At 54.6% G+C, this 21,511-nt stretch carries 16 protein-coding genes, 2 tRNA genes and 2 rRNA genes; 17 read left to right on the top strand and 3 right to left on the bottom strand.

Annotation, left to right across the window (positions count from 1 at the left end; genetic code table 11):
- Positions 1–42: 42 nt before the first annotated feature.
- The 7 genes from ubiE to tatD all read left to right on the top strand — a co-directional run bounded on the left by ubiE (position 43) and on the right by tatD (position 5,522).
- On the top strand, positions 43–798 hold the full coding sequence (gene ubiE / locus ACB496_RS21405) for a bifunctional demethylmenaquinone methyltransferase/2-methoxy-6-polyprenyl-1,4-benzoquinol methylase UbiE (protein WP_100778460.1): 756 nt from the start codon (positions 43–45) through the stop codon (positions 796–798).
- 13 nt (positions 799–811) lie between these two features.
- On the top strand, positions 812–1,417 hold the full coding sequence (gene ubiJ, locus ACB496_RS21400) for a ubiquinone biosynthesis protein UbiJ (protein WP_100778461.1): 606 nt from the start codon (positions 812–814) through the stop codon (positions 1,415–1,417).
- A complete protein-coding gene (gene ubiB, locus ACB496_RS21395; RefSeq protein WP_100778462.1) occupies positions 1,414–3,054 on the top strand; it encodes a ubiquinone biosynthesis regulatory protein kinase UbiB in 1,641 nt (546 codons plus the stop codon). The genes ubiJ and ubiB overlap by 4 nt, the downstream gene beginning before the upstream one ends.
- Before the next feature lie 73 nt (positions 3,055–3,127).
- The gene (gene tatA, locus ACB496_RS21390) at positions 3,128–3,382 is read left to right on the top strand and encodes a Sec-independent protein translocase subunit TatA (protein WP_100778463.1); all 255 of its coding nucleotides are present in this window, start codon (positions 3,128–3,130) and stop codon (positions 3,380–3,382) included.
- Positions 3,383–3,385: 3 nt separating this feature from the next.
- Complete coding sequence (tatB, locus tag ACB496_RS21385) at positions 3,386–3,925, top strand: Sec-independent protein translocase protein TatB (RefSeq protein ID WP_102105638.1); 540 nt, start codon at positions 3,386–3,388, stop codon at positions 3,923–3,925.
- A 2-nt stretch (positions 3,926–3,927) separates the two neighbouring features.
- Complete coding sequence (gene tatC / locus ACB496_RS21380; RefSeq protein WP_100778465.1) at positions 3,928–4,698, top strand: Sec-independent protein translocase subunit TatC; 771 nt, start codon at positions 3,928–3,930, stop codon at positions 4,696–4,698.
- Between the two features lie 41 nt (positions 4,699–4,739).
- Positions 4,740–5,522 carry a 3'-5' ssDNA/RNA exonuclease TatD gene (gene tatD / locus ACB496_RS21375; protein WP_102105637.1) on the top strand — a complete coding sequence of 261 codons (783 nt, stop codon included), beginning with the start codon at positions 4,740–4,742 and terminating at the stop codon, positions 5,520–5,522.
- Here the strand turns inward: tatD and rfaH are convergent.
- Positions 5,519–6,010 carry a transcription/translation regulatory transformer protein RfaH gene (gene rfaH / locus ACB496_RS21370; protein ID WP_102105636.1) on the bottom strand — a complete coding sequence of 164 codons (492 nt, stop codon included), beginning with the start codon at positions 6,008–6,010 and terminating at the stop codon, positions 5,519–5,521. The genes tatD and rfaH overlap by 4 nt on opposite strands.
- 170 nt (positions 6,011–6,180) lie before the next feature.
- Between rfaH and ubiD the strand changes: the two genes are divergently transcribed.
- Positions 6,181–7,686, top strand: coding sequence for a 4-hydroxy-3-polyprenylbenzoate decarboxylase (gene ubiD, locus ACB496_RS21365; RefSeq protein WP_100778468.1), 1,506 nt, complete (start codon positions 6,181–6,183; stop codon positions 7,684–7,686).
- A 30-nt stretch (positions 7,687–7,716) separates the two neighbouring features.
- Complete coding sequence (gene fre / locus ACB496_RS21360; protein WP_100778469.1) at positions 7,717–8,418, top strand: NAD(P)H-flavin reductase; 702 nt, start codon at positions 7,717–7,719, stop codon at positions 8,416–8,418.
- Between the two features lie 92 nt (positions 8,419–8,510).
- On the opposite strand, the gene fadA is transcribed toward fre, so the two are convergent.
- Entirely contained in the window at positions 8,511–9,674 is a 1,164-nt protein-coding gene (gene fadA, locus ACB496_RS21355; protein ID WP_100778470.1) for an acetyl-CoA C-acyltransferase FadA, read from the bottom strand.
- 9 nt (positions 9,675–9,683) lie between these two features.
- Positions 9,684–11,873: a fatty acid oxidation complex subunit alpha FadB gene (gene fadB, locus ACB496_RS21350; protein WP_100778471.1), complete on the bottom strand. Its 2,190-nt coding sequence runs from the start codon at positions 11,871–11,873 to the stop codon at positions 9,684–9,686.
- 188 nt (positions 11,874–12,061) lie between these two features.
- Between fadB and pepQ the strand changes: the two genes are divergently transcribed.
- The 8 genes from pepQ (at position 12,062) to ACB496_RS21310 (ending at position 21,418) form a co-directional block, all read left to right on the top strand.
- A complete protein-coding gene (gene pepQ / locus ACB496_RS21345) occupies positions 12,062–13,393 on the top strand; it encodes a Xaa-Pro dipeptidase (RefSeq protein ID WP_107702654.1) in 1,332 nt (443 codons plus the stop codon).
- Positions 13,393–14,007 carry an IMPACT family protein gene (locus ACB496_RS21340; RefSeq protein WP_371975267.1) on the top strand — a complete coding sequence of 205 codons (615 nt, stop codon included), beginning with the start codon at positions 13,393–13,395 and terminating at the stop codon, positions 14,005–14,007. Before pepQ ends, ACB496_RS21340 begins: the two co-directional genes overlap by 1 nt.
- 39 nt (positions 14,008–14,046) lie before the next feature.
- On the top strand, positions 14,047–15,498 hold the full coding sequence (gene trkH / locus ACB496_RS21335) for a Trk system potassium transporter TrkH (protein ID WP_100778474.1): 1,452 nt from the start codon (positions 14,047–14,049) through the stop codon (positions 15,496–15,498).
- 11 nt (positions 15,499–15,509) lie between these two features.
- Complete coding sequence (gene hemG, locus ACB496_RS21330; RefSeq protein ID WP_312070246.1) at positions 15,510–16,052, top strand: menaquinone-dependent protoporphyrinogen IX dehydrogenase; 543 nt, start codon at positions 15,510–15,512, stop codon at positions 16,050–16,052.
- A gap of 379 nt (positions 16,053–16,431) precedes the next feature.
- Positions 16,432–17,971 (top strand): 16S ribosomal RNA (locus ACB496_RS21325).
- A gap of 71 nt (positions 17,972–18,042) precedes the next feature.
- Positions 18,043–18,119 (top strand) — tRNA-Ile (locus ACB496_RS21320).
- Positions 18,120–18,229: 110 nt separating this feature from the next.
- A tRNA-Ala gene (locus ACB496_RS21315) sits at positions 18,230–18,305 on the top strand.
- 207 nt (positions 18,306–18,512) lie between these two features.
- Positions 18,513–21,418 (top strand): 23S ribosomal RNA (locus tag ACB496_RS21310).
- The 16S and 23S rRNA genes sit together here with 2 tRNA genes alongside, the layout of an rRNA operon.
- Positions 21,419–21,511 lie beyond the last annotated feature (93 nt).

Raw genomic sequence — 21,511 nt, 5'->3', positions numbered from 1 at the left:
TGTTACACTTCATGCACATTTGACTGATTAGCAGGCACTGAGATGGTTGAAGATTCACAAGAAACAACGCACTTTGGCTTTCAGACTGTCGCCAAAGAGCAGAAGGCAGACATGGTGGCCCACGTATTCCATTCCGTGGCGGCAAAGTACGATGTCATGAATGACCTGATGTCATTCGGCATTCATCGCTTGTGGAAGCGTTTCACTATCGACTGTAGCGGTGTTCGCCGTGGTCAAACCGTTCTGGATTTAGCCGGCGGTACCGGTGATTTGACCGCAAAATTCTCCCGCATGGTCGGTGAAACGGGCCGCGTTGTGCTGGCTGATATCAACGACTCCATGCTGAAAATGGGGCGCGAAAAACTGCGCAACATCGGCGTGGTCGGTAACGTTGAATATGTACAGGCTAACGCCGAAGCCCTGCCGTTCCCCGATAACACGTTCGACTGTATCACCATCTCTTTCGGTCTGCGTAACGTCACCGAAAAAGAAAAAGCGCTGCGTTCCATGTATCGCGTACTGAAGCCGGGTGGACGTCTGCTGGTGCTGGAGTTCTCCAAACCAATTATTGAGCCGTTGAGCAAAGCGTACGACGCCTACTCATTCCATATTTTGCCGCGTATTGGCGAATTAGTGGCAAAAGACGCAGAAAGCTATCGCTATCTGGCGGAGTCTATCCGTATGCACCCGGATCAGGACACCCTGAAAGCCATGATGCAGGATGCAGAGTTTGAAAACGTTGAGTATTTCAACCTGACGGCGGGTGTTGTTGCGCTGCATCGCGGCTACAAGTTCTGACTGGAGGCAACGTATGCCTTTTAAACCGTTAGTCACCGCAGGCATCGAGAATGTCCTGAATACCTTTTTGTATCGCTCGCCTGCGCTGAAAACGGCGCGCCAGCGGCTAAACGGCAAGGTACTTCGCGTGGTGCTAAAAGAGTTCTCGACGCCGCTGGTGCTGGTGTTCAGCGAACGCCAGCTGGATGTCGTGGGCGAGTGGGAAGGCGACGCCGATTGCTCTGTCATTACGCACATGAGCGTGCTGCCAAAACTGCGCGACCGTCAGCAACTCACGGCGCTAATCCGCAGCGGTGAGCTGGAAGTCGAAGGCGATATTCAGGTGGTGCAAAACTTTGTCGCACTGGCCGATCTGGCCGAGTTTGACCCGGCGGAGCTGCTGGCACCTTATACCGGTGACATCGTGGCCGAAGGCATCGGCAAGTTTCTGCGCGGCGGGTCGTCCTTTTTACGTAAAGGCGTGCAGCGCCAGCAACGCTACGTGGCTGAAGTGCTGACTGAAGAGTGGCGTATGGCGCCCGGTCCGCTTGAGATGGCGTGGTTTGCAGAAGAAACTGCCGCTGTCGAACGCGCGGTTGACGCGCTAACCCAACGGCTGGAAAAACTGGAGGGCAAATGACGCCTGGTGAAATTCGGCGCCTCTACTTTATCGTCCGCACCTTTTTGAGTTACGGGCTCGACGAGCTTATCCCCAAAATGCGTATTACGCTGCCGCTGCGATTCGGGCGGCGCATGTTGTTCTGGATGCCAAACCGTCATAAAGATCAGCCGCTCGGCGAGCGGTTGCGACTGGCGTTGCAGGAGCTCGGCCCAGTTTGGATTAAATTTGGGCAGATGCTCTCTACCCGCCGCGATCTCTTCCCACCGCAAATTGCCGATCAGCTGGCGTTGCTTCAGGACCGCGTTGCCCCCTTCGACGGTGCGCGTGCCAAGCAGCAGATTGAAGAGGCGATGGGCGGCATTCCTGTTGAAACCTGGTTCGATGATTTTGAGATCACCCCGCTGGCCTCAGCCTCCATTGCGCAGGTGCATACTGCGCGCCTGAAAGAGAACGGCAAAGAGATCGTCATCAAAGTCATTCGCCCCGATATCCTGCCGATCATTAAAGCAGACATGAAGCTGATTTATCGTCTGGCTCGCTGGGTCCCGCGCCTGTTACCGGATGGTCGTCGTCTGCGCCCAGTCGAAGTGGTGCGTGAATACGAAAAAACGCTGATCGATGAACTGAATTTATTGCGCGAAGCGGCCAACGCCATTCAGTTGCGCCGTAACTTTGAAAACAGCCCGATGCTGTATGTGCCTGAGGTCTATTCGGACTATTGCAGTCAGAACATGATGGTGATGGAGCGCATCTACGGCATTCCCGTCTCGGATGTGGTGGCGCTGGAAAATCAGGGCACCAACATGAAACTGCTGGCGGAGCGCGGCGTGCAGGTCTTCTTCACTCAGGTATTCCGCGACAGCTTTTTCCACGCCGACATGCATCCAGGTAATATTTTTGTCAGCTACGAACATCCGGAAGATCCGAAATACATCGGCATCGACTGCGGTATTGTCGGCTCGCTGAACAAAGAAGATAAACGCTATCTGGCAGAGAACTTTATCGCCTTCTTTAATCGCGATTACCGTAAGGTGGCCGAGCTGCACGTCGATTCGGGGTGGGTTCCGCCGGATACCAACGTCGAAGAGTTTGAGTTTGCGATCCGCACCGTCTGTGAGCCGATTTTTGAGAAGCCGCTGTCAGAAATCTCATTTGGTCACGTTCTGCTGAATCTCTTTAACACCGCGCGACGCTTCAATATGGAAGTGCAACCGCAGTTAGTTTTACTTCAGAAAACACTACTTTACGTTGAGGGCGTAGGCCGCCAGCTCTATCCTCAGTTAGACTTATGGAAAACAGCGAAACCTTTCCTTGAGTCGTGGATTAAGGATCAGGTGGGCCTTCCTTCGCTGGTGCGTGCGTTTAAAGACAAAGCGCCGTTCTGGATCGAAAAAATGCCAGAGATCCCTGAACTGGTTTACGACACTTTGCGTCAGAGCAAGAACCTTCAGCACAGCATGGATAAAATCGCCAGCGAGCTTCAGTCCAATCGCGTGCGTCAGGGGCAGTCTCGCTACCTCTTTGGCATTGGCGCTACCTTGTTGCTCAGCGGCACGCTGTTGCTGATCAACCGCCCGGACTGGGAGATGATGCCCGCCTGGGTGATGGCCGGAGGCCTTGTGGTCTGGCTGATCGGCTGGAGAAAAACGCGCTGAATTTGCGTCGCTATCGCCAGGTTGCATACGTATAATGCAACCTGATTAATTAATCATCTATCGAGGATGTAGTATGGGTGGTATCAGTATCTGGCAATTGTTAATCATTGCCGTCATCGTCGTGCTGCTGTTCGGCACCAAAAAGCTCGGTTCTATCGGTTCCGACCTTGGCGCGTCCATCAAAGGCTTCAAGAAAGCCATCAGCGATGATGAAGACAAGCAAGAAAAATCCAGCCAGGACGCGGATTTCACGGCTAAAACCATCGCAGACAAACAGGACGAAGCCAAAAAGGAAGACGCTAAACGCCACGATAAAGAGCAGGTGTAAGTCGTGTTCGATATTGGTTTTGGTGAACTGCTGCTGGTATTCGTGATTGGCCTGATTGTATTAGGCCCGCAACGTCTGCCGGTGGCAGTAAAAACTGTCGCAGGCTGGGTACGCGCGCTGCGCTCGCTGGCCACGACGGTGCAAAATGAACTGGCGCAGGAACTCAAGCTCCAGGAGTTTCAGGACAGCCTGAAAAAGGTTGAAAAGGCGAGCATGGATAATCTGTCGCCTGAGCTAAAAGCCTCGATGGATGAATTGCGTGAAGCTGCGGAGTCCATGAAGCGTTCTTACAGCGTCAACGATCCTGAAAAAGCGAGCGATGAAGCGAACACTATTCGTAATCCGCTGGTAAAAGATAGCGACGCTCAGCGCGAAGGCGTTACGCCTGCCGAAGCGGAGCATCAGGCCAGTGCGCCATCGCAAGCCCCTGATCTGCAAGAGCCCGTCCCTGCACAAGAGCCTGAGGTAAAACCGAAAGCCGCAGAAGCAAAAGCCGCCGCGCCCGTTTCCGAATCCGCCCCCTCGTCGAGTGATAAAGCGTAAACATGGCAGTAGATGATACTCAACCACTTATTACGCACCTCATTGAGCTGCGTAAGCGTCTGTTAAACTGCATTATTGCCGTTTTCCTGATTTTCTTGTGCCTGGTCTATTTCGCTAACGACATCTATCAGGTTGTCTCCGCGCCGTTGATTAAGCAGATGCCGCTGGGTGCAACGATGATTGCCACCGATGTGGCGTCGCCGTTCTTCACGCCAATCAAACTGACCTTCTGGGTCTCGCTGATTGCGTCTGCGCCGGTGATTCTGTACCAGGTGTGGGCGTTTGTGGCGCCAGCGCTCTACAAACATGAACGTAAGCTGGTGATCCCACTTCTGGTCTCCAGCTCGCTGCTGTTTTATATCGGCATGGCTTTTGCCTACTTCGTCGTCTTCCCGCTGGCCTTTGGCTTCCTGACGCACACCGCGCCGGAAGGGGTGCAGGTCTCGACGGACATCGCCAGCTACCTAAGCTTTGTGATGGCGCTGTTTATGGCGTTCGGCGTGGCCTTCGAGGTGCCGGTCGCGATCGTCCTGCTCTGCTGGATGGGCGTCACCACGCCGGAAGATCTGCGTAAGAAACGCCCGTATATGCTGGTGGGCGCGTTCGTGGTCGGGATGTTGCTGACACCGCCGGATGTCTTCTCGCAAACCCTGCTGGCGATACCGATGTACTGCCTGTTTGAGGTGGGCGTGTTCTTCTCGCGCTTCTATGTGGGCAAACGTCGCTCACGGGATGACGAAGAAGATGAGCCAGAGAATCCGACAGAAGAGTAAAACCAGCCGCCCGACAGGGCGGTTGTCATATGGGAGAGAGCATGTTTGATATCGGTTTAAATCTGACCAGTTCGCAGTTTGCCAAAGATCGTGATGAGGTGGTGGCGCGTGCCTTTGCCGCGGGCGTCAACGGACTGTTGCTGACGGGCACCAACCTTCAGGAAAGCGAGCATGCGCAGCAGCTGGCGCAAGGCTTTGAGCACTGCTGGTCAACCGCAGGCGTACATCCTCACGACAGTAGCCACTGGAATGATGAAAGTGCCGGGACGCTGTATGCGCTGGCGAAAACACCAGAGGTGGTGGCGATTGGCGAATGTGGTCTCGATTTTAACCGCAACTTTTCTACCCCTGCCGAGCAGGAGAAGGCGTTTACCGCGCAGCTGGCGCTGGCGGCAGAACTCGGGATGCCGGTGTTTATGCATTGCCGCGACGCCCACGAACGTTTTCTGACGCTGCTGGAACCCTGGCTGGATAAGCTGCCTGGCGCGGTGCTGCACTGCTTTACCGGCTCCCGCCAGGAGGCGATTGAGTGTCTGGATCGCGGGCTGTACCTGGGCATTACCGGCTGGGTGTGTGATGAACGACGTGGACTGGAGCTGCGCGAGCTGCTGCCGGTTATTCCTGCCGATCGGCTGTTAGTCGAAACGGATGCACCGTACCTTCTGCCGCGCGACATGCGGCCCAAACCCGCCTCACGACGCAACGAACCGGCTTATCTTGGCCATATCGTGGAGCGGATCGCGCACTGGCGGGGCGAAGAATTGCAGTGGCTGGACGCACAGACGGATGAAAACGTTCGTCGCCTGTTCGGCGTGACGTTTTAAACCTTGCGGAATTCGGTATTCTTGACGCTCTGACGTACCTGTTTATTAAGGAAGTTCAGCAGCAGCATGGAGCGCGCTTCGCCGTCTGGCTCGGCAAATATTGCCTCAAACCCTTCGAATGCCCCTTCGGTGATAACAACGCTATCGCCGGGGAACGGCGTTTCAGGATCGGTAATATCTTCCGGCTGTTTGTAGACCGAAAGCTGGTGGATCACCGTCGACGGCACGGTGGCCGGATGCGCGCCAAAGCGCACGAAGTGGCTGACACCCCGCGTGGCATTGATGGTGGTGGTGTGGATCACTTCCGGGTCGAATTCGACGAAAAGGTAGTTAGGGAACAGCGGCTCACTGACAGTTGTACGCTTGCCGCGCAGCATTTTTTCGAGCGTAATAACAGGCATCAGACAATTGACTGCCTGACGCTCAAGATGTTCCTGCGCACGCTGAATTTGCCCGCGTTTGCAATACAGTAAATACCAGGCTTGCATAATCACTCTTTCCCTTTGTTCGCGGCGCAAGCATATCAAAACCCCGAAGGGATCGCTAAGGTGATTATAATGGCCGAAAGCGGAAGTTGAGGCAGAACTTCACGCTTATTTAACAAAATTACAGCGTCATGATGACGAACGCCGTATAATGAAGCGCTTACAGAGAGGCCATGACTAACTGCATGAAATACCACGATCTACGCGACTTCCTGGCGCTGCTGGAAAAGCAGGGCGAACTCAAACGCATTACGCTCCCTGTTGATCCTTATCTGGAAATGACAGAAATCGCTGACCGCACCCTGCGTGCCGGTGGCCCCGCGTTGCTGTTTGAAAATCCAAAAGGTTATTCCATGCCGGTGCTCTGCAACCTCTTCGGCACGCCTAAGCGTGTGGCGATGGGGATGGGCCAGGAAGATGTCAGTGCGCTGCGTGAAGTCGGTAAACTGCTGGCATTCCTGAAAGAGCCAGAGCCGCCGAAAGGCTTCCGCGATCTGTTCGACAAACTGCCGCAGTTTAAGCAGGTGTTGAATATGCCCACCAAACGCCTGCGCGGTGCGCCGTGCCAGCAGAAAATCCTCGAAGGCGATGCCGTCGATCTGACCAAAATCCCTATCATGCAGTGCTGGCCTGAAGATGCCGCGCCGCTGATCACCTGGGGTTTGACGGTTACCCGTGGCCCGCATAAAGAGCGTCAGAATCTCGGTATTTATCGCCAGCAGCTGATTGGCAAAAACAAACTGATTATGCGCTGGCTGTCGCATCGCGGCGGTGCGCTTGATTTCCAGGAGTGGTGTGCGGCGCATCCGGGCGAGCGTTTCCCGGTTTCAGTGGCGCTCGGTGCCGATCCGGCGACCATTCTCGGCGCCGTGACGCCGGTGCCTGATACATTGTCGGAATACGCTTTCGCAGGCCTGCTGCGTGGCACCAAAACCGAAGTGGTGAAGTGTATTTCTAACGACCTGGAAGTGCCTGCCAGCGCGGAAATCGTGCTTGAAGGTTATATCGAACAGGGCGAGCTGGCACCGGAAGGGCCTTATGGTGACCATACGGGATACTACAATGAAGTGGATAGCTTCCCGGTGTTTACCGTTACGCACATTACGCAGCGTGAAGATGCGATTTATCACTCGACCTATACCGGCCGTCCGCCGGATGAGCCTGCTGTATTAGGCGTCGCGCTGAATGAAGTGTTCGTACCGATTCTGCAAAAGCAGTTCCCGGAAATTGTCGATTTCTATCTGCCGCCGGAAGGGTGTTCCTATCGCCTGGCTGTGGTGACGATGAAGAAACAGTACGCAGGTCACGCCAAGCGCGTGATGATGGGCGTGTGGTCATTCCTGCGCCAGTTTATGTATACCAAATTTGTTATTGTCTGTGATGACGACGTCAATGCCCGCGACTGGAATGACGTTATCTGGGCCATCACCACGCGTATGGACCCGGCGCGCGACACGGTGTTAGTGGAAAATACACCGATTGATTATCTGGATTTTGCCTCGCCAGTTTCTGGGCTTGGTTCAAAAATGGGACTGGATGCCACCAATAAATGGCCCGGCGAAACTGAGCGTGAATGGGGTCGCCCGATTAAAAAAGATCCTGAAGTGACCGCGCGAATTGACGCGATTTGGGACGAGTTGGCCATATTGAATGACGGTAAGCCCGAGTCTGACCGTTAAGCCCTATAGACTTCCCGACAGAGAGAGCGAATGACAACCTTAAGCTGTAAAGTGACCTCGGTAGATGCTATCACCGACACCGTATATCGCGTCCGTTTGGTTCCGGAGGCGGCGTTCTCTTTCCGCGCTGGCCAATATTTGATGGTGGTGATGGATGAACGTGATAAGCGCCCTTTCTCTATGGCGTCTACGCCAGCGGAGCAGGAATTTATTGAGCTGCATATTGGTGCGTCAGAGCTTAACTTGTATGCCATGGCAGTGATGGACCGTATTCTGAAAGAGCGTGAAATCAATGTCGATATCCCGCACGGCGAAGCCTGGCTGCGTGAAGACGAAGATCGTCCGCTGATTCTGATTGCCGGGGGAACGGGCTTCTCCTATGTGCGTTCGATTCTGCTGACTGCGCTGGCGCAAAACCCGGACCGCGACATCACCATCTACTGGGGCGGTCGCGAAGAGAAACATCTCTACGATCTTTCCGAGCTGGAAGCACTGAGCGTAACGCACCCGAATCTGCGCGTTGAGCCTGTGGTTGAGCAGCCGGAAGAGGGCTGGCGCGGGCGCTCAGGTACGGTGCTGACAGCGGTATTGCAGGATCACGGGACGCTCGCCGGACACGATATTTATATTGCCGGGCGTTTTGAGATGGCGAAGATTGCTCGAGACCTGTTCTGCCATGAGCGTGATGCGCGGGAAGATCGCCTGTTCGGCGATGCGTTTGCGTTTATCTAAATAAAAAACCCGCCCCTGACAGGCGGGAAAAACGGCAACTAAATCATTTATTCTGTTACAGGCCGGGGAGCGAAACGCCCCCGGCTTTCTCATTACACCCGCTCAAACACCGTCGCGATCCCCTGGCCCAACCCGATACACATCGTCGCCAGACCAAACTGAGCGTCTTTGCGTTCCATCAGGTTGATAAGGGTGGTGCTGATACGCGCGCCCGAACAACCCAGCGGATGACCCAGCGCAATCGCGCCGCCGTTGAGGTTGATCTTCTCGTCGATCTGCTCCATCAGCCCCAGATCTTTAATGCACGGCAGGATCTGCGCGGCGAACGCTTCATTCATCTCAAACAGGTCGATATCGCTGGCCGTCAGACCGGCTTTTTTCAGCGCCAGTTTTGACGCCGGAACCGGGCCGTAACCCATTATCGAGGGATCGCAGCCCACTACGGCCATGGAACGGACGCGAGCGCGCGGCTTCAGGCCTAACTCGCGAGCGCGGCTTTCGCTCATCACCAGCATCGCCGCTGCACCGTCGGAAAGGGCAGAGGATGAGCCTGCCGTCACCGTGCCGGTCACCGGGTCAAACGCCGGACGCAGCGTGGAGAGCGCTTCGACGGTGGTTTCCGGGCGGATCACTTCGTCGAAGTAGAACTGTTTCAGTACGCCGTCAGCGTCGTGGCCGCCGGTCGGGAGGATCTCATTTTTAAAGGCGCCGGACTGCGTGGCGGCCCAGGCGCGGGCATGAGAGCGCGCAGCAAAGGCGTCCTGCATTTCGCGGCTGATGCCGTGCATGCGGGAGAGCATTTCGGCGGTCAGCCCCATCATGCCTGCGGCTTTCGCCACGTTACGGCTCATGCCTGGGTGGAAATCGACACCGTGGCTCATCGGCACATGGCCCATGTGTTCGACGCCACCGACCATACAGACCTGTGCATCGCCGGTCATGATCATGCGAGCCGCGTCGTGCAGCGCCTGCATTGACGAACCGCACAGACGGTTGACGGTGACCGCCGGAACCGAATGCGGGATTTCAGCCAGCAGGGAAGCGTTACGGGCGATGTTAAAACCCTGCTCAAGTGTTTGCTGTACGCAGCCCCAGTAAATATCATCCAGCGCAGCCGCTTCCAGCGCAGGATTACGCGCCAGCAGACTACGCATCAGGTGCGCGGAGAGATCTTCCGCGCGCACGTTGCGGAATGCGCCGCCCTTCGAACGGCCCATCGGGGTGCGAATTGCATCGACAATGACAACCTGTTCCATTGTGACTCCTTAAGCCGTTTTCAGCTCGCCAACCGGACGGGCGGGCGCAACTGGGGGATAATACGGTTCGTTATGACGCGCTTTATTACGCAGGCCTTCCGGCACGTCATACAACGCCCCGAGATGCTGATAGTGCTGCGCCATGTCGAGATACTTTGCGCTGCCGAGCGTATCCAGCCAGCGGAACGCACCGCCGTGGAACGGAGGGAAGCCGAGGCCGTAGACCAGCGCCATATCTGCTTCTGCCGGGCTTGCGATAATGCCTTCTTCCAGGCAACGCACCACTTCGTTGACCATCGGGATCATCATGCGGGCGATAATCTCTTCGTCGCTGAAATCACGTTTTGCCTGGCTGACGCCAGCCAGCAGATCTTCAACGGCAGCATCGTCCTCTTTCTTAGGCTTGCCTTTGCTGTCTTCTTTATAACGCCAGAAACCCAGACCGTTTTTCTGCCCAAAGCGACTGGCGTCGAACAGCGCATCGATGGCGTCGCGATAATCTTTCTGCATCCGCTGTGGGAAACCTGCGGCCATCACAGCCTGCGCGTGGTGCGCCGTATCAATGCCGACCACGTCGAGCAGATACGCCGGGCCCATTGGCCAGCCGAATACTTTTTCCATCACTTTGTCGACTTTGCGGAAATCCGCACCGTCGCGCAGCAGCTGGCTGAATCCGGCAAAGTACGGGAAGAGCACGCGGTTGACGAAGAAGCCTGGGCAGTCGTTCACCACAATCGGGGTTTTGCCCATTTTGCTGGCCCACGCCACCACTTTGGCGATGGTTTCGTCGGAGGTTTTTTCCCCGCGAATCACTTCGACCAGTGGCATACGATGGACCGGGTTAAAGAAGTGCATGCCGCAGAAGTTTTCCGGGCGCTTCAGAACGCTTGCCAGTTCGCCGATCGGAATGGTCGAGGTGTTGGACGCCAGAACCGTATCCGGGCGCACTTTCTCTTCCGTTTCTGCCAGTACCGCTTTTTTCACTTTCGGGTTTTCGACGACCGCTTCAACGACGATGTCTACGCGGTCAAAACCGGTGTACTCCAGCGTTGGCTGAATGGTTGAGATCACACCCGACAGCTTCAGTCCGTCAATTTTGCCGCGCTCAAGCTGTTTGTTGAGCAGCTTGGCCGCTTCGTTCATGCCCAGCGTCAGGGATTTCTCGTTGATATCTTTCATCACTACCGGCACGCCTTTCCAGGCCGACTGGTAGGCAATCCCACCGCCCATAATGCCTGCGCCGAGTACCGCCGCGTGTTTTGGCGTTTCAACGTTTTTGGTGAGTTGTTTGGCTTTCCCTTTCACGTACTGATCGTTGAGGAAAATGCCGACCAGCGCGCGCGCTTCGCTGGTGTGCGCTAGTGGCACGAAGCTTTGGTTTTCTAATTTAAGCGCGTCATCGCGGCCAAAGCGTGCGGCGGCTTCAATGGTTTTGACGGCGGTGATCGGTGCCGGATAGTGTTTTCCGGCGGTCTGCATCACCATGCCTTTGGCAATGGTAAAGCTCATGGTGGCTTCAATTTTGCTGAGTTTCAGCGGCTCAAGCTTCGGCTGGCGTTTGGCTTTCCAGTCGAGATCGCCATTGATCGCCTGACGCAGAATGCTGATCGCACCGTCGCGCAGTTTTTCCGGCTTCACGATGCCGTCAATCAGGCCGATTTTCAGCGCCTGATCTGCGCCTACGTCTTTACCTGCAGCGATAATTTCCAGCGCGCTGTCGGCGCCCAACATGCGTGGCATACGTACGGAACCGCCAAAGCCCGGCATGATGCCCAGCTTGGTTTCCGGCAGGCCGATGCGCAGATCCGGCGTGGCGAGACGATAGTCTGTCGCCAGCACGCATTCGCAGCCGCCGCCCAGCGCGTAGCCGTTGACGGCCGAGATCGTGGGAACAGGAAGATCTTCCAGGCGGTTAAAGACGCTGTTGGCAAAATGCAGCCACTGGCTGAGCTGTTCTTCCGGCACCTGGAACAGGGAGAGGAACTCGGTGATGTCGGCACCGACAATAAAGGCGGCTTTCTCAGAACGCAGCAGCAGCCCTTTCAAATCAGATTGTTTTTCGAGGACATCCAGCGCGTGGCCGAGGCTGGCCACCGTCGCGGTGTCGAGTTTGTTGACTGAGCCGGGGGCATCGAACACCAGTTCGGCGATGCCATCTTCCAGCCAGTCTACGTACAGGGTGTCGCCTTTGTAGAGCATGTCAGTCTCCTGAATCCAGCAATTGGATCTGGTCATACCAGATGAAGTCGAGTGTGGAATTTATGTTAATAAAATGCAAATCACTCATTAAATAAATGCTGCATTGATCACGCTCGGTGGAAATGACGCAGTAAAAGCGAGGTGTGCTAAGATGCGAAGACTTGAGCTCAATAAAGAAAGGAAGAATGATGGACTCACTGGCCTCACTTTATAAAAATCATATTGTTACGTTACAGGAACGTACCCGCGATGTACTGGCCCGCTTTAAGCTCGATGCGCTGCTTATTCACTCTGGTGAGCTGGTCAACGTCTTCCTGGATGACCATCCGTATCCCTTCAAGGTAAATCCGCAGTTCAAAGCCTGGGTGCCGGTGACGCAGGTTCCCAACTGCTGGCTGCTGGTGGATGGCGTGAACAAGCCGAAACTGTGGTTCTATCTGCCGGTCGATTACTGGCACAACGTCGAGCCGCTGCCGACCAGCTTCTGGACCGAAGAAGTGGATGTGATTGCCCTGCCAAAAGCCGACGGTATCGGCAGCCAGCTGCCTGCTGCGCGTGGCAACATCGGGTATATCGGTCCGGTACCGGAGCGTGCTCGGGGTCTGGATATTTCTGCGGATAACATCAACCCGAAAGGCGTGATTGATTATCTGCACTATTACCGCTCGTATAAGACCGACTACGAACTCTCTTGCATGCGCGAAGCGCAGAAAACGGCGGTGAACGGTCATCAGGCGGCCCAGGAAGCCTTCCTTTCCGGGATGAGCGAGTTCGACATTAATCAGGCGTACCTGACGGCGACCGGCCATCGTGATACGGACGTGCCTTACAGCAACATCGTGGCGCTGAATGAGCATGCTTCCGTGCTGCACTATACAAAACTGGATCACCGCGCGCCGGCCGAGATGCGCAGTTTCCTGCTGGATGCGGGCGCTGAATACAACGGTTATGCTGCCGATCTGACCCGTACCTGGGCGGCGAACGCCGATACGGATTTCGCGCAGCTGATCAAAGACGTGAATGACGAACAGCTGGCGCTTATCAGCACCCTGAAGGCGGGTACCAGCTACGTCGATTACCACGTTCAATTCCATCAGCGCATCGCCAAACTGCTGCGTAAACATCAGATTCTGACAGATATGAGCGAAGAGGCGATGGTGGAAAACGATCTCACCGGGCCGTTCATGCCGCACGGGATTGGTCATCCGCTGGGCCTGCAGGTTCATGATGTGGCTGGCTTTATGCAGGATGATACCGGCACGCATCTGGCCGCGCCGTCGAAGTATCCTTACCTGCGCTGCACCCGTGTGCTGCAACCGCGCATGGTGCTGACCATTGAGCCAGGCATTTACTTCATCGACTCTCTGCTGCAGCCGTGGCGTGAAGGCCCGTTCAGCAAACACTTCAACTGGCAGAAAATTGAAGCGCTGAAACCGTTTGGTGGCATTCGTATCGAAGACAACGTGGTGATTCACGAAAACAGCATCGAGAACATGACGCGAGATCAGAAACTGGCGTGATGGACAGCTGGCTGATACCGGCTGAGCCGGTCACCTTCGTCGAAGAGATCAAAAAGAGCCGCTTTATCACGCTGCTGGCCCATACGGACGGCGTGGAGGCGGCGAAAGCCTTTGTTGAATCTGTTCGCGCAGACCATCCTGATGCCCGCCACCACTGCGTGGCGTGGGTCGCCGGTCCGCCGGATGATTCGCAACAGCTTGGCTTTTCTGATGATGGTGAGCCCGCAGGAACAGCGGGTAAACCGATGCTCTCTCAGTTGATGGGAAGCGGCGTCGGGGAGATCACCGCGGTGGTGGTTCGCTACTACGGCGGCATCCTGTTAGGAACCGGTGGGCTGGTAAAAGCCTACGGCGGAGGAGTGCAGCAGGCGCTTAATCTGTTGCAGACGGTCCGCAAAACGCCACTTACCGAATATACTTTGTTGTGTGATTACGCTCAGTTATCTGGCATCGAAACGCTGCTTAAAAACGTTAACGGCGTGATTGTGCAGAGTGATTACCAGGCGAAGGTACAATTACGCGTGGCGCTTCCTCAGGCGGAACTGGCGGCTTTTTCAGCAAAACTGGCTGATTTTAGTCGTGGTGCGTTGCAATTACTGCCGATTGAAGAATAATCCCCACCTTACTTTTTGAATACCAAAGGAACGGCAGAGATGCATTTTCGTGCCATAACCCGAATTGTTGGACTGCTGGTCATACTCTTTTCCGGGACGATGATCCTCCCAGGGCTGGTAGCGCTTATCTATCGGGACGGCGCGGGGCGTGCGTTCACGCAGACCTTTTTCGCCGCGCTGGTGATTGGTTCAATCCTCTGGTGGCCTAACCGTCGTGAGAAGGGCGAGCTGAAGTCCCGCGAGGGCTTTCTGATTGTGGTGCTGTTTTGGACCGTGCTGGGGAGCGTGGGTGCGCTGCCGTTTATCTTCGCGGAACAGCCGAATCTGACCGTGACCGACGCGTTTTTTGAATCCTTTTCCGGGTTAACGACCACGGGTGCGACCACGCTGGTGGGGCTGGACTCGCTACCGCATGCCATTCTCTTTTACCGCCAGATGCTGCAATGGTTCGGCGGTATGGGGATCATCGTCCTCGCCGTGGCGATTCTCCCGATACTGGGCGTCGGTGGGATGCAGCTCTATCGCGCTGAAATGCCGGGCCCCCTGAAAGATAACAAGATGCGTCCGCGTATTGCCGAGACGGCAAAAACGCTCTGGTTCATCTACGTGTTACTGACCGTCGCGTGTGCGCTGGCCCTGTGGTTTGCCGGGATGCCTGCCTTCGATGCGATTGGCCACAGTTTCTCCACGATTGCGATTGGCGGGTTCTCGACTCACGACGCCAGCGTGGGCTATTTCGATAGCCCGACTATCAACACCATTATTGCTATCTTCTTGCTGATCTCCGGCTGTAACTACGGCCTGCATTTCTCTTTATTGAGTGGGCGCAGCCTAAGGGTCTACTGGCGCGATCCAGAGTTCAGAATGTTTATCGGCGTGCAACTGACGCTGGTCATCATCTGTACGCTGGTGCTGTGGTTCCACGATGTATACAGCTCGGCCGTGATGACCCTTAACCAGGCTTTCTTCCAGGTGGTGTCGATGGCCACGACGGCGGGCTTTACCACGGACAGCATTGCCCGCTGGCCGCTGTTCCTGCCGGTACTGCTTCTGTGCTCTGCTTTTATCGGCGGCTGTGCGGGGTCCACGGGCGGGGGCCTGAAGGTCATCCGTATTCTGCTGCTGTTCAAGCAGGGTAACCGTGAACTGAAACGTCTGGTACACCCGAATGCGGTTTATAGCATTAAGCTTGGCAACCGCGCGCTGCCGGAACGTATTCTCGAAGCGGTGTGGGGCTTCTTTTCTGCCTACGCGCTGGTCTTTATCGTCAGCATGCTGGCGATTATCGCCACCGGCGTTGATGATTTCTCGGCGTTTGCTTCCGTGGTAGCAACGCTCAATAACCTTGGGCCGGGGCTTGGCGTGGTGGCGGATAACTTTGCCAGCATGAATCCGGTAGCGAAGTGGATCCTGATTGCCAATATGCTGTTCGGGCGTCTTGAGGTATTCACATTGCTGGTGCTGTTCACCCCAACATTCTGGCGCGAGTAAGGATCTAGCTGGTGAAGACACTTATTTTATTTTCGACACGAGATGGTCAGACGCGTGAGATTGCCTTTTATCTGGCGTCTGAATTGAAAGAGCAGGGCGTTTACGCTGATGTGGTGAATCTCAATCGGACGGAAGAGATTCACTGGCAGGATTACGATCGCGTGGTGATTGGCGCTTCTATTCGTTATGGCCATTTCCATCCTGCGCTGGATCGCTTTGTGAAAAAACATCTGGCGACACTAAACAGCCTGCCTGGTGCGTTCTATTCGGTGAACCTGGTCGCACGTAAAGCGGAGAAACGCACGCCGCAGACCAACAGCTATACGCGTAAGTTTTTATTGAACTCGCCGTGGCAGCCAGAACTCTGTGCTGTGTTTGCGGGCGCACTGCGTTATCCACGCTATAGCTGGTATGACCGCTTTATGATCCGCCTCATTATGAAGATGACCGGGGGGGAGACCGATACCCGTAAAGAAGTGGTTTATACGGACTGGCCGCAGGTGGCCAGTTTTGCGCGGGAAATCGCGCAATTAACGGTCGATTCGCGGGTTTAATCGACGGTGAGTTTGAAAAATAAGCGAACGATAACTTTTTTCGATTTTATGCTTGTCACCCCAGAATAACTCCCTATAATGCGCCTCCACTGACACGGAACAACGGCATACACGCCGCCGGGTTAGCGGGGTTCAGAGATGAACACCAACAGAGATAAGCGAAAATAAAGCTTGACTCTGAAGCGGGAAAGCGTAATATGCACACCCCGCGCCGTTGAGAAAAACGAAGCGGCACTGCTCTTTAACAATTTATCAGACAATCTGTGTGGGCACTCAAAGTGACATGGATTCTAACGTCGCAAGACGCTAAATGAATACCAAAGTCTCTGAGTGAACATACGTAATTCATTACGAAGTTTAATTCACGAGCATCAAACTTAAATTGAAGAGTTTGATCATGGCTCAGATTGAACGCTGGCGGCAGGCCTAACACATGCAAGTCGAGCGGTAGCACAGAGAGCTTGCTCTCGGGTGACGAGCGGCGGACGGGTGAGTAATGTCTGGGAAACTGCCTGATGGAGGGGGATAACTACTGGAAACGGTAGCTAATACCGCATAACGTCGCAAGACCAAAGAGGGGGACCTTCGGGCCTCTTGCCATCAGATGTGCCCAGATGGGATTAGCTAGTAGGTGGGGTAACGGCTCACCTAGGCGACGATCCCTAGCTGGTCTGAGAGGATGACCAGCCACACTGGAACTGAGACACGGTCCAGACTCCTACGGGAGGCAGCAGTGGGGAATATTGCACAATGGGCGCAAGCCTGATGCAGCCATGCCGCGTGTATGAAGAAGGCCTTCGGGTTGTAAAGTACTTTCAGCGAGGAGGAAGGCATTGTGGTTAATAACCACAGTGATTGACGTTACTCGCAGAAGAAGCACCGGCTAACTCCGTGCCAGCAGCCGCGGTAATACGGAGGGTGCAAGCGTTAATCGGAATTACTGGGCGTAAAGCGCACGCAGGCGGTCTGTCAAGTCGGATGTGAAATCCCCGGGCTCAACCTGGGAACTGCATTCGAAACTGGCAGGCTAGAGTCTTGTAGAGGGGGGTAGAATTCCAGGTGTAGCGGTGAAATGCGTAGAGATCTGGAGGAATACCGGTGGCGAAGGCGGCCCCCTGGACAAAGACTGACGCTCAGGTGCGAAAGCGTGGGGAGCAAACAGGATTAGATACCCTGGTAGTCCACGCCGTAAACGATGTCGACTTGGAGGTTGTTCCCTTGAGGAGTGGCTTCCGGAGCTAACGCGTTAAGTCGACCGCCTGGGGAGTACGGCCGCAAGGTTAAAACTCAAATGAATTGACGGGGGCCCGCACAAGCGGTGGAGCATGTGGTTTAATTCGATGCAACGCGAAGAACCTTACCTACTCTTGACATCCACGGAATTTAGCAGAGATGCTTTAGTGCCTTCGGGAACCGTGAGACAGGTGCTGCATGGCTGTCGTCAGCTCGTGTTGTGAAATGTTGGGTTAAGTCCCGCAACGAGCGCAACCCTTATCCTTTGTTGCCAGCGGTTCGGCCGGGAACTCAAAGGAGACTGCCAGTGATAAACTGGAGGAAGGTGGGGATGACGTCAAGTCATCATGGCCCTTACGAGTAGGGCTACACACGTGCTACAATGGCGTATACAAAGAGAAGCGACCTCGCGAGAGCAAGCGGACCTCATAAAGTACGTCGTAGTCCGGATTGGAGTCTGCAACTCGACTCCATGAAGTCGGAATCGCTAGTAATCGTAGATCAGAATGCTACGGTGAATACGTTCCCGGGCCTTGTACACACCGCCCGTCACACCATGGGAGTGGGTTGCAAAAGAAGTAGGTAGCTTAACCTTCGGGAGGGCGCTTACCACTTTGTGATTCATGACTGGGGTGAAGTCGTAACAAGGTAACCGTAGGGGAACCTGCGGTTGGATCACCTCCTTACCTGAAAGAACCTGCCTTTGTAGTGTCCACACAGATTGTCTGATGAAAAATAAGCAGTAAAAAATCTCTGCAGGCTTGTAGCTCAGGTGGTTAGAGCGCACCCCTGATAAGGGTGAGGTCGGTGGTTCAAGTCCACTCAGGCCTACCAAATTTATCCTGATACTGCGTTGTGAAACGGCTCGCATACTTCAGTATGCTTCGTCCTTCCACGCCTTGTCTCAGTATAAATTACCGGTAATGAGATTTAGCATTTGTGATGGGGTTATAGCTCAGCTGGGAGAGCGCCTGCCTTGCACGCAGGAGGTCTGCGGTTCGATCCCGCATAGCTCCACCATCCTTTTACTGCGAACAACAAGAAAACTTCAGAGTGTACCTGAAAAGGTTCACTGCGAAGTTTTGCTCTTTAAAAATCTGGATCAAGCTGAAAATTGAAACGACACGCTGCGTCTGTTCTCCGTAATAAGAACAGAGTGACGGTGTGTTCGAGTCTCTCAAATTTTCGCGACACGATGATGTTTTACGAAACATCTTCGGGTTGTGAGGTTAAGCGACTAAGCGTACACGGTGGATGCCCTGGCAGTCAGAGGCGATGAAGGGCGTGCTAATCTGCGATAAGCGTCGGCGAGGTGATATGAACCTTTGACCCGGCGATACCCGAATGGGGAAACCCAGTGTGTTCCGACACACTATCATGTCATGAATACATAGTGGCATGAGGCGAACCGGGGGAACTGAAACATCTAAGTACCCCGAGGAAAAGAAATCAACCGAGATTCCCCCAGTAGCGGCGAGCGAACGGGGAGGAGCCCAGAGTCTGAATCAGCGCGTGTGTTAGTGGAACGGTCTGGAAAGTCCGGCGATACAGGGTGACAGCCCCGTACACAAAAATGCACACGTTGTGAACTCGAAGAGTAGGGCGGGACACGTGGTATCCTGTCTGAATATGGGGGGACCATCCTCCAAGGCTAAATACTCCTGACTGACCGATAGTGAACCAGTACCGTGAGGGAAAGGCGAAAAGAACCCCGGCGAGGGGAGTGAAAAAGAACCTGAAACCGTGTACGTACAAGCAGTGGGAGCCTCTTTATGGGGTGACTGCGTACCTTTTGTATAATGGGTCAGCGACTTATATTCTGTAGCAAGGTTAACCGTATAGGGGAGCCGAAGGGAAACCGAGTCTTAACTGGGCGTTAAGTTGCAGGGTATAGACCCGAAACCCGGTGATCTAGCCATGGGCAGGTTGAAGGTTGGGTAACACTAACTGGAGGACCGAACCGACTAATGTTGAAAAATTAGCGGATGACTTGTGGCTGGGGGTGAAAGGCCAATCAAACCGGGAGATAGCTGGTTCTCCCCGAAAGCTATTTAGGTAGCGCCTCGTGAACTCATCTTCGGGGGTAGAGCACTGTTTCGGCTAGGGGGCCATCCCGGCTTACCAACCCGATGCAAACTACGAATACCGAAGAATGTTATCACGGGAGACACACGGCGGGTGCTAACGTCCGTCGTGAAGAGGGAAACAACCCAGACCGCCAGCTAAGGTCCCAAAGTCATGGTTAAGTGGGAAACGATGTGGGAAGGCACAGACAGCCAGGATGTTGGCTTAGAAGCAGCCATCATTTAAAGAAAGCGTAATAGCTCACTGGTCGAGTCGGCCTGCGCGGAAGATGTAACGGGGCTAAACCATGCACCGAAGCTGCGGCAGCGACACTTAGGTGTTGTTGGGTAGGGGAGCGTTCTGTAAGCCGTTGAAGGTGTGCTGTGAGGCATGCTGGAGGTATCAGAAGTGCGAATGCTGACATAAGTAACGATAAAGCGGGTGAAAAGCCCGCTCGCCGGAAGACCAAGGGTTCCTGTCCAACGTTAATCGGGGCAGGGTGAGTCGACCCCTAAGGCGAGGCCGAAAGGCGTAGTCGATGGGAAACAGGTTAATATTCCTGTACTTGGTGTTACTGCGAAGGGGGGACGGAGAAGGCTATGTTAGCCGGGCGACGGTTGTCCCGGTTTAAGCATGTAGGCGGAGGTTCCAGGTAAATCCGGTACCTTTTTAACGCTGAGGTGTGATGACGAGGCACTACGGTGCTGAAGTAACAAATGCCCTGCTTCCAGGAAAAGCCTCTAAGCATCAGGTAACATCAAATCGTACCCCAAACCGACACAGGTGGTCAGGTAGAGAATACCAAGGCGCTTGAGAGAACTCGGGTGAAGGAACTAGGCAAAATGGTGCCGTAACTTCGGGAGAAGGCACGCTGGTGTGTAGGTGAAGTCCCTGCGGACGGAGCTGAAACCAGTCGAAGATACCAGCTGGCTGCAACTGTTTATTAAAAACACAGCACTGTGCAAACACGAAAGTGGACGTATACGGTGTGACGCCTGCCCGGTGCCGGAAGGTTAATTGATGGGGTTAGCGGCAACGCGAAGCTCTTGATCGAAGCCCCGGTAAACGGCGGCCGTAACTATAACGGTCCTAAGGTAGCGAAATTCCTTGTCGGGTAAGTTCCGACCTGCACGAATGGCGTAATGATGGCCAGGCTGTCTCCACCCGAGACTCAGTGAAATTGAACTCGCTGTGAAGATGCAGTGTACCCGCGGCAAGACGGAAAGACCCCGTGAACCTTTACTATAGCTTGACACTGAACACTGGTCCTTGATGTGTAGGATAGGTGGGAGGCTTTGAAGCGTGGACGCCAGTCTGCGTGGAGCCAACCTTGAAATACCACCCTTTAATGGCTGGTGTTCTAACGTAGACCCGTAATCCGGGTTGCGGACAGTGTCTGGTGGGTAGTTTGACTGGGGCGGTCTCCTCCTAAAGAGTAACGGAGGAGCACGAAGGTTAGCTAATCCTGGTCGGACATCAGGAGGTTAGTGCAATGGCATAAGCTAGCTTGACTGCGAGAGTGACGGCTCGAGCAGGTGCGAAAGCAGGTCATAGTGATCCGGTGGTTCTGAATGGAAGGGCCATCGCTCAACGGATAAAAGGTACTCCGGGGATAACAGGCTGATACCGCCCAAGAGTTCATATCGACGGCGGTGTTTGGCACCTCGATGTCGGCTCATCACATCCTGGGGCTGAAGTAGGTCCCAAGGGTACGGCTGTTCGCCGTTTAAAGTGGTACGCGAGCTGGGTTTAGAACGTCGTGAGACAGTTCGGTCCCTATCTGCCGTGGGCGCTGGAGAATTGAGGGGGGCTGCTCCTAGTACGAGAGGACCGGAGTGGACGCATCACTGGTGTTCGGGTTGTCATGCCAATGGCATTGCCCGGTAGCTAAATGCGGAAAAGATAAGTGCTGAAAGCATCTAAGCACGAAACTTGCCCCGAGATGAGTTCTCCCTGACTCCTTGAGAGTCCTGAAGGAACGTTGAAGACTACGACGTTGATAGGCTGGGTGTGTAAGTGCAGCGATGTATTGAGCTAACCAGTACTAATGAACCGTGAGGCTTAACCTTACAACGCCGAAGATGTTTTGGCGAAGCAGAGACAGTCGATTTTCAGCTGATACAGATTAATTGATACGCAGAGATGCGTGTTGATACAGAATT

Origin of the sequence: Lelliottia nimipressuralis (genome assembly GCF_041464075.1) — a bacterium.
GTDB classification, from domain to species: Bacteria; Pseudomonadota; Gammaproteobacteria; order Enterobacterales; family Enterobacteriaceae; genus Enterobacter; species Enterobacter nimipressuralis.
The sequence above is the reverse complement of the archived record's forward strand: the minus strand, read 5'-3'. Positions and strand labels throughout refer to the sequence as shown.

Bases quoted from the DNA above. Each gene is read 5' to 3' on its own strand.
- ubiE (WP_100778460.1), top strand. From the start codon at position 43: ATGGTTGAAGATTCACAAGAAACAACGCACTTTGGCTTTCAGACTGTC.
- ubiJ (WP_100778461.1), top strand. From the start codon at position 812: ATGCCTTTTAAACCGTTAGTCACCGCAGGCATCGAGAATGTCCTGAAT.
- ubiB (WP_100778462.1), top strand. From the start codon at position 1,414: ATGACGCCTGGTGAAATTCGGCGCCTCTACTTTATCGTCCGCACCTTT.
- tatA (WP_100778463.1), top strand. From the start codon at position 3,128: ATGGGTGGTATCAGTATCTGGCAATTGTTAATCATTGCCGTCATCGTC.
- tatC (WP_100778465.1), top strand. From the start codon at position 3,928: ATGGCAGTAGATGATACTCAACCACTTATTACGCACCTCATTGAGCTG.
- tatD (WP_102105637.1), top strand. From the start codon at position 4,740: ATGTTTGATATCGGTTTAAATCTGACCAGTTCGCAGTTTGCCAAAGAT.
- rfaH (WP_102105636.1), bottom strand. From the start codon at position 6,010: ATGCAAGCCTGGTATTTACTGTATTGCAAACGCGGGCAAATTCAGCGT.
- ubiD (WP_100778468.1), top strand. From the start codon at position 6,181: ATGACTAACTGCATGAAATACCACGATCTACGCGACTTCCTGGCGCTG.
- fre (WP_100778469.1), top strand. From the start codon at position 7,717: ATGACAACCTTAAGCTGTAAAGTGACCTCGGTAGATGCTATCACCGAC.
- fadA (WP_100778470.1), bottom strand. From the start codon at position 9,674: ATGGAACAGGTTGTCATTGTCGATGCAATTCGCACCCCGATGGGCCGT.
- fadB (WP_100778471.1), bottom strand. From the start codon at position 11,873: ATGCTCTACAAAGGCGACACCCTGTACGTAGACTGGCTGGAAGATGGC.
- pepQ (WP_107702654.1), top strand. From the start codon at position 12,062: ATGGACTCACTGGCCTCACTTTATAAAAATCATATTGTTACGTTACAG.
- ACB496_RS21340 (WP_371975267.1), top strand. From the start codon at position 13,393: ATGGACAGCTGGCTGATACCGGCTGAGCCGGTCACCTTCGTCGAAGAG.
- trkH (WP_100778474.1), top strand. From the start codon at position 14,047: ATGCATTTTCGTGCCATAACCCGAATTGTTGGACTGCTGGTCATACTC.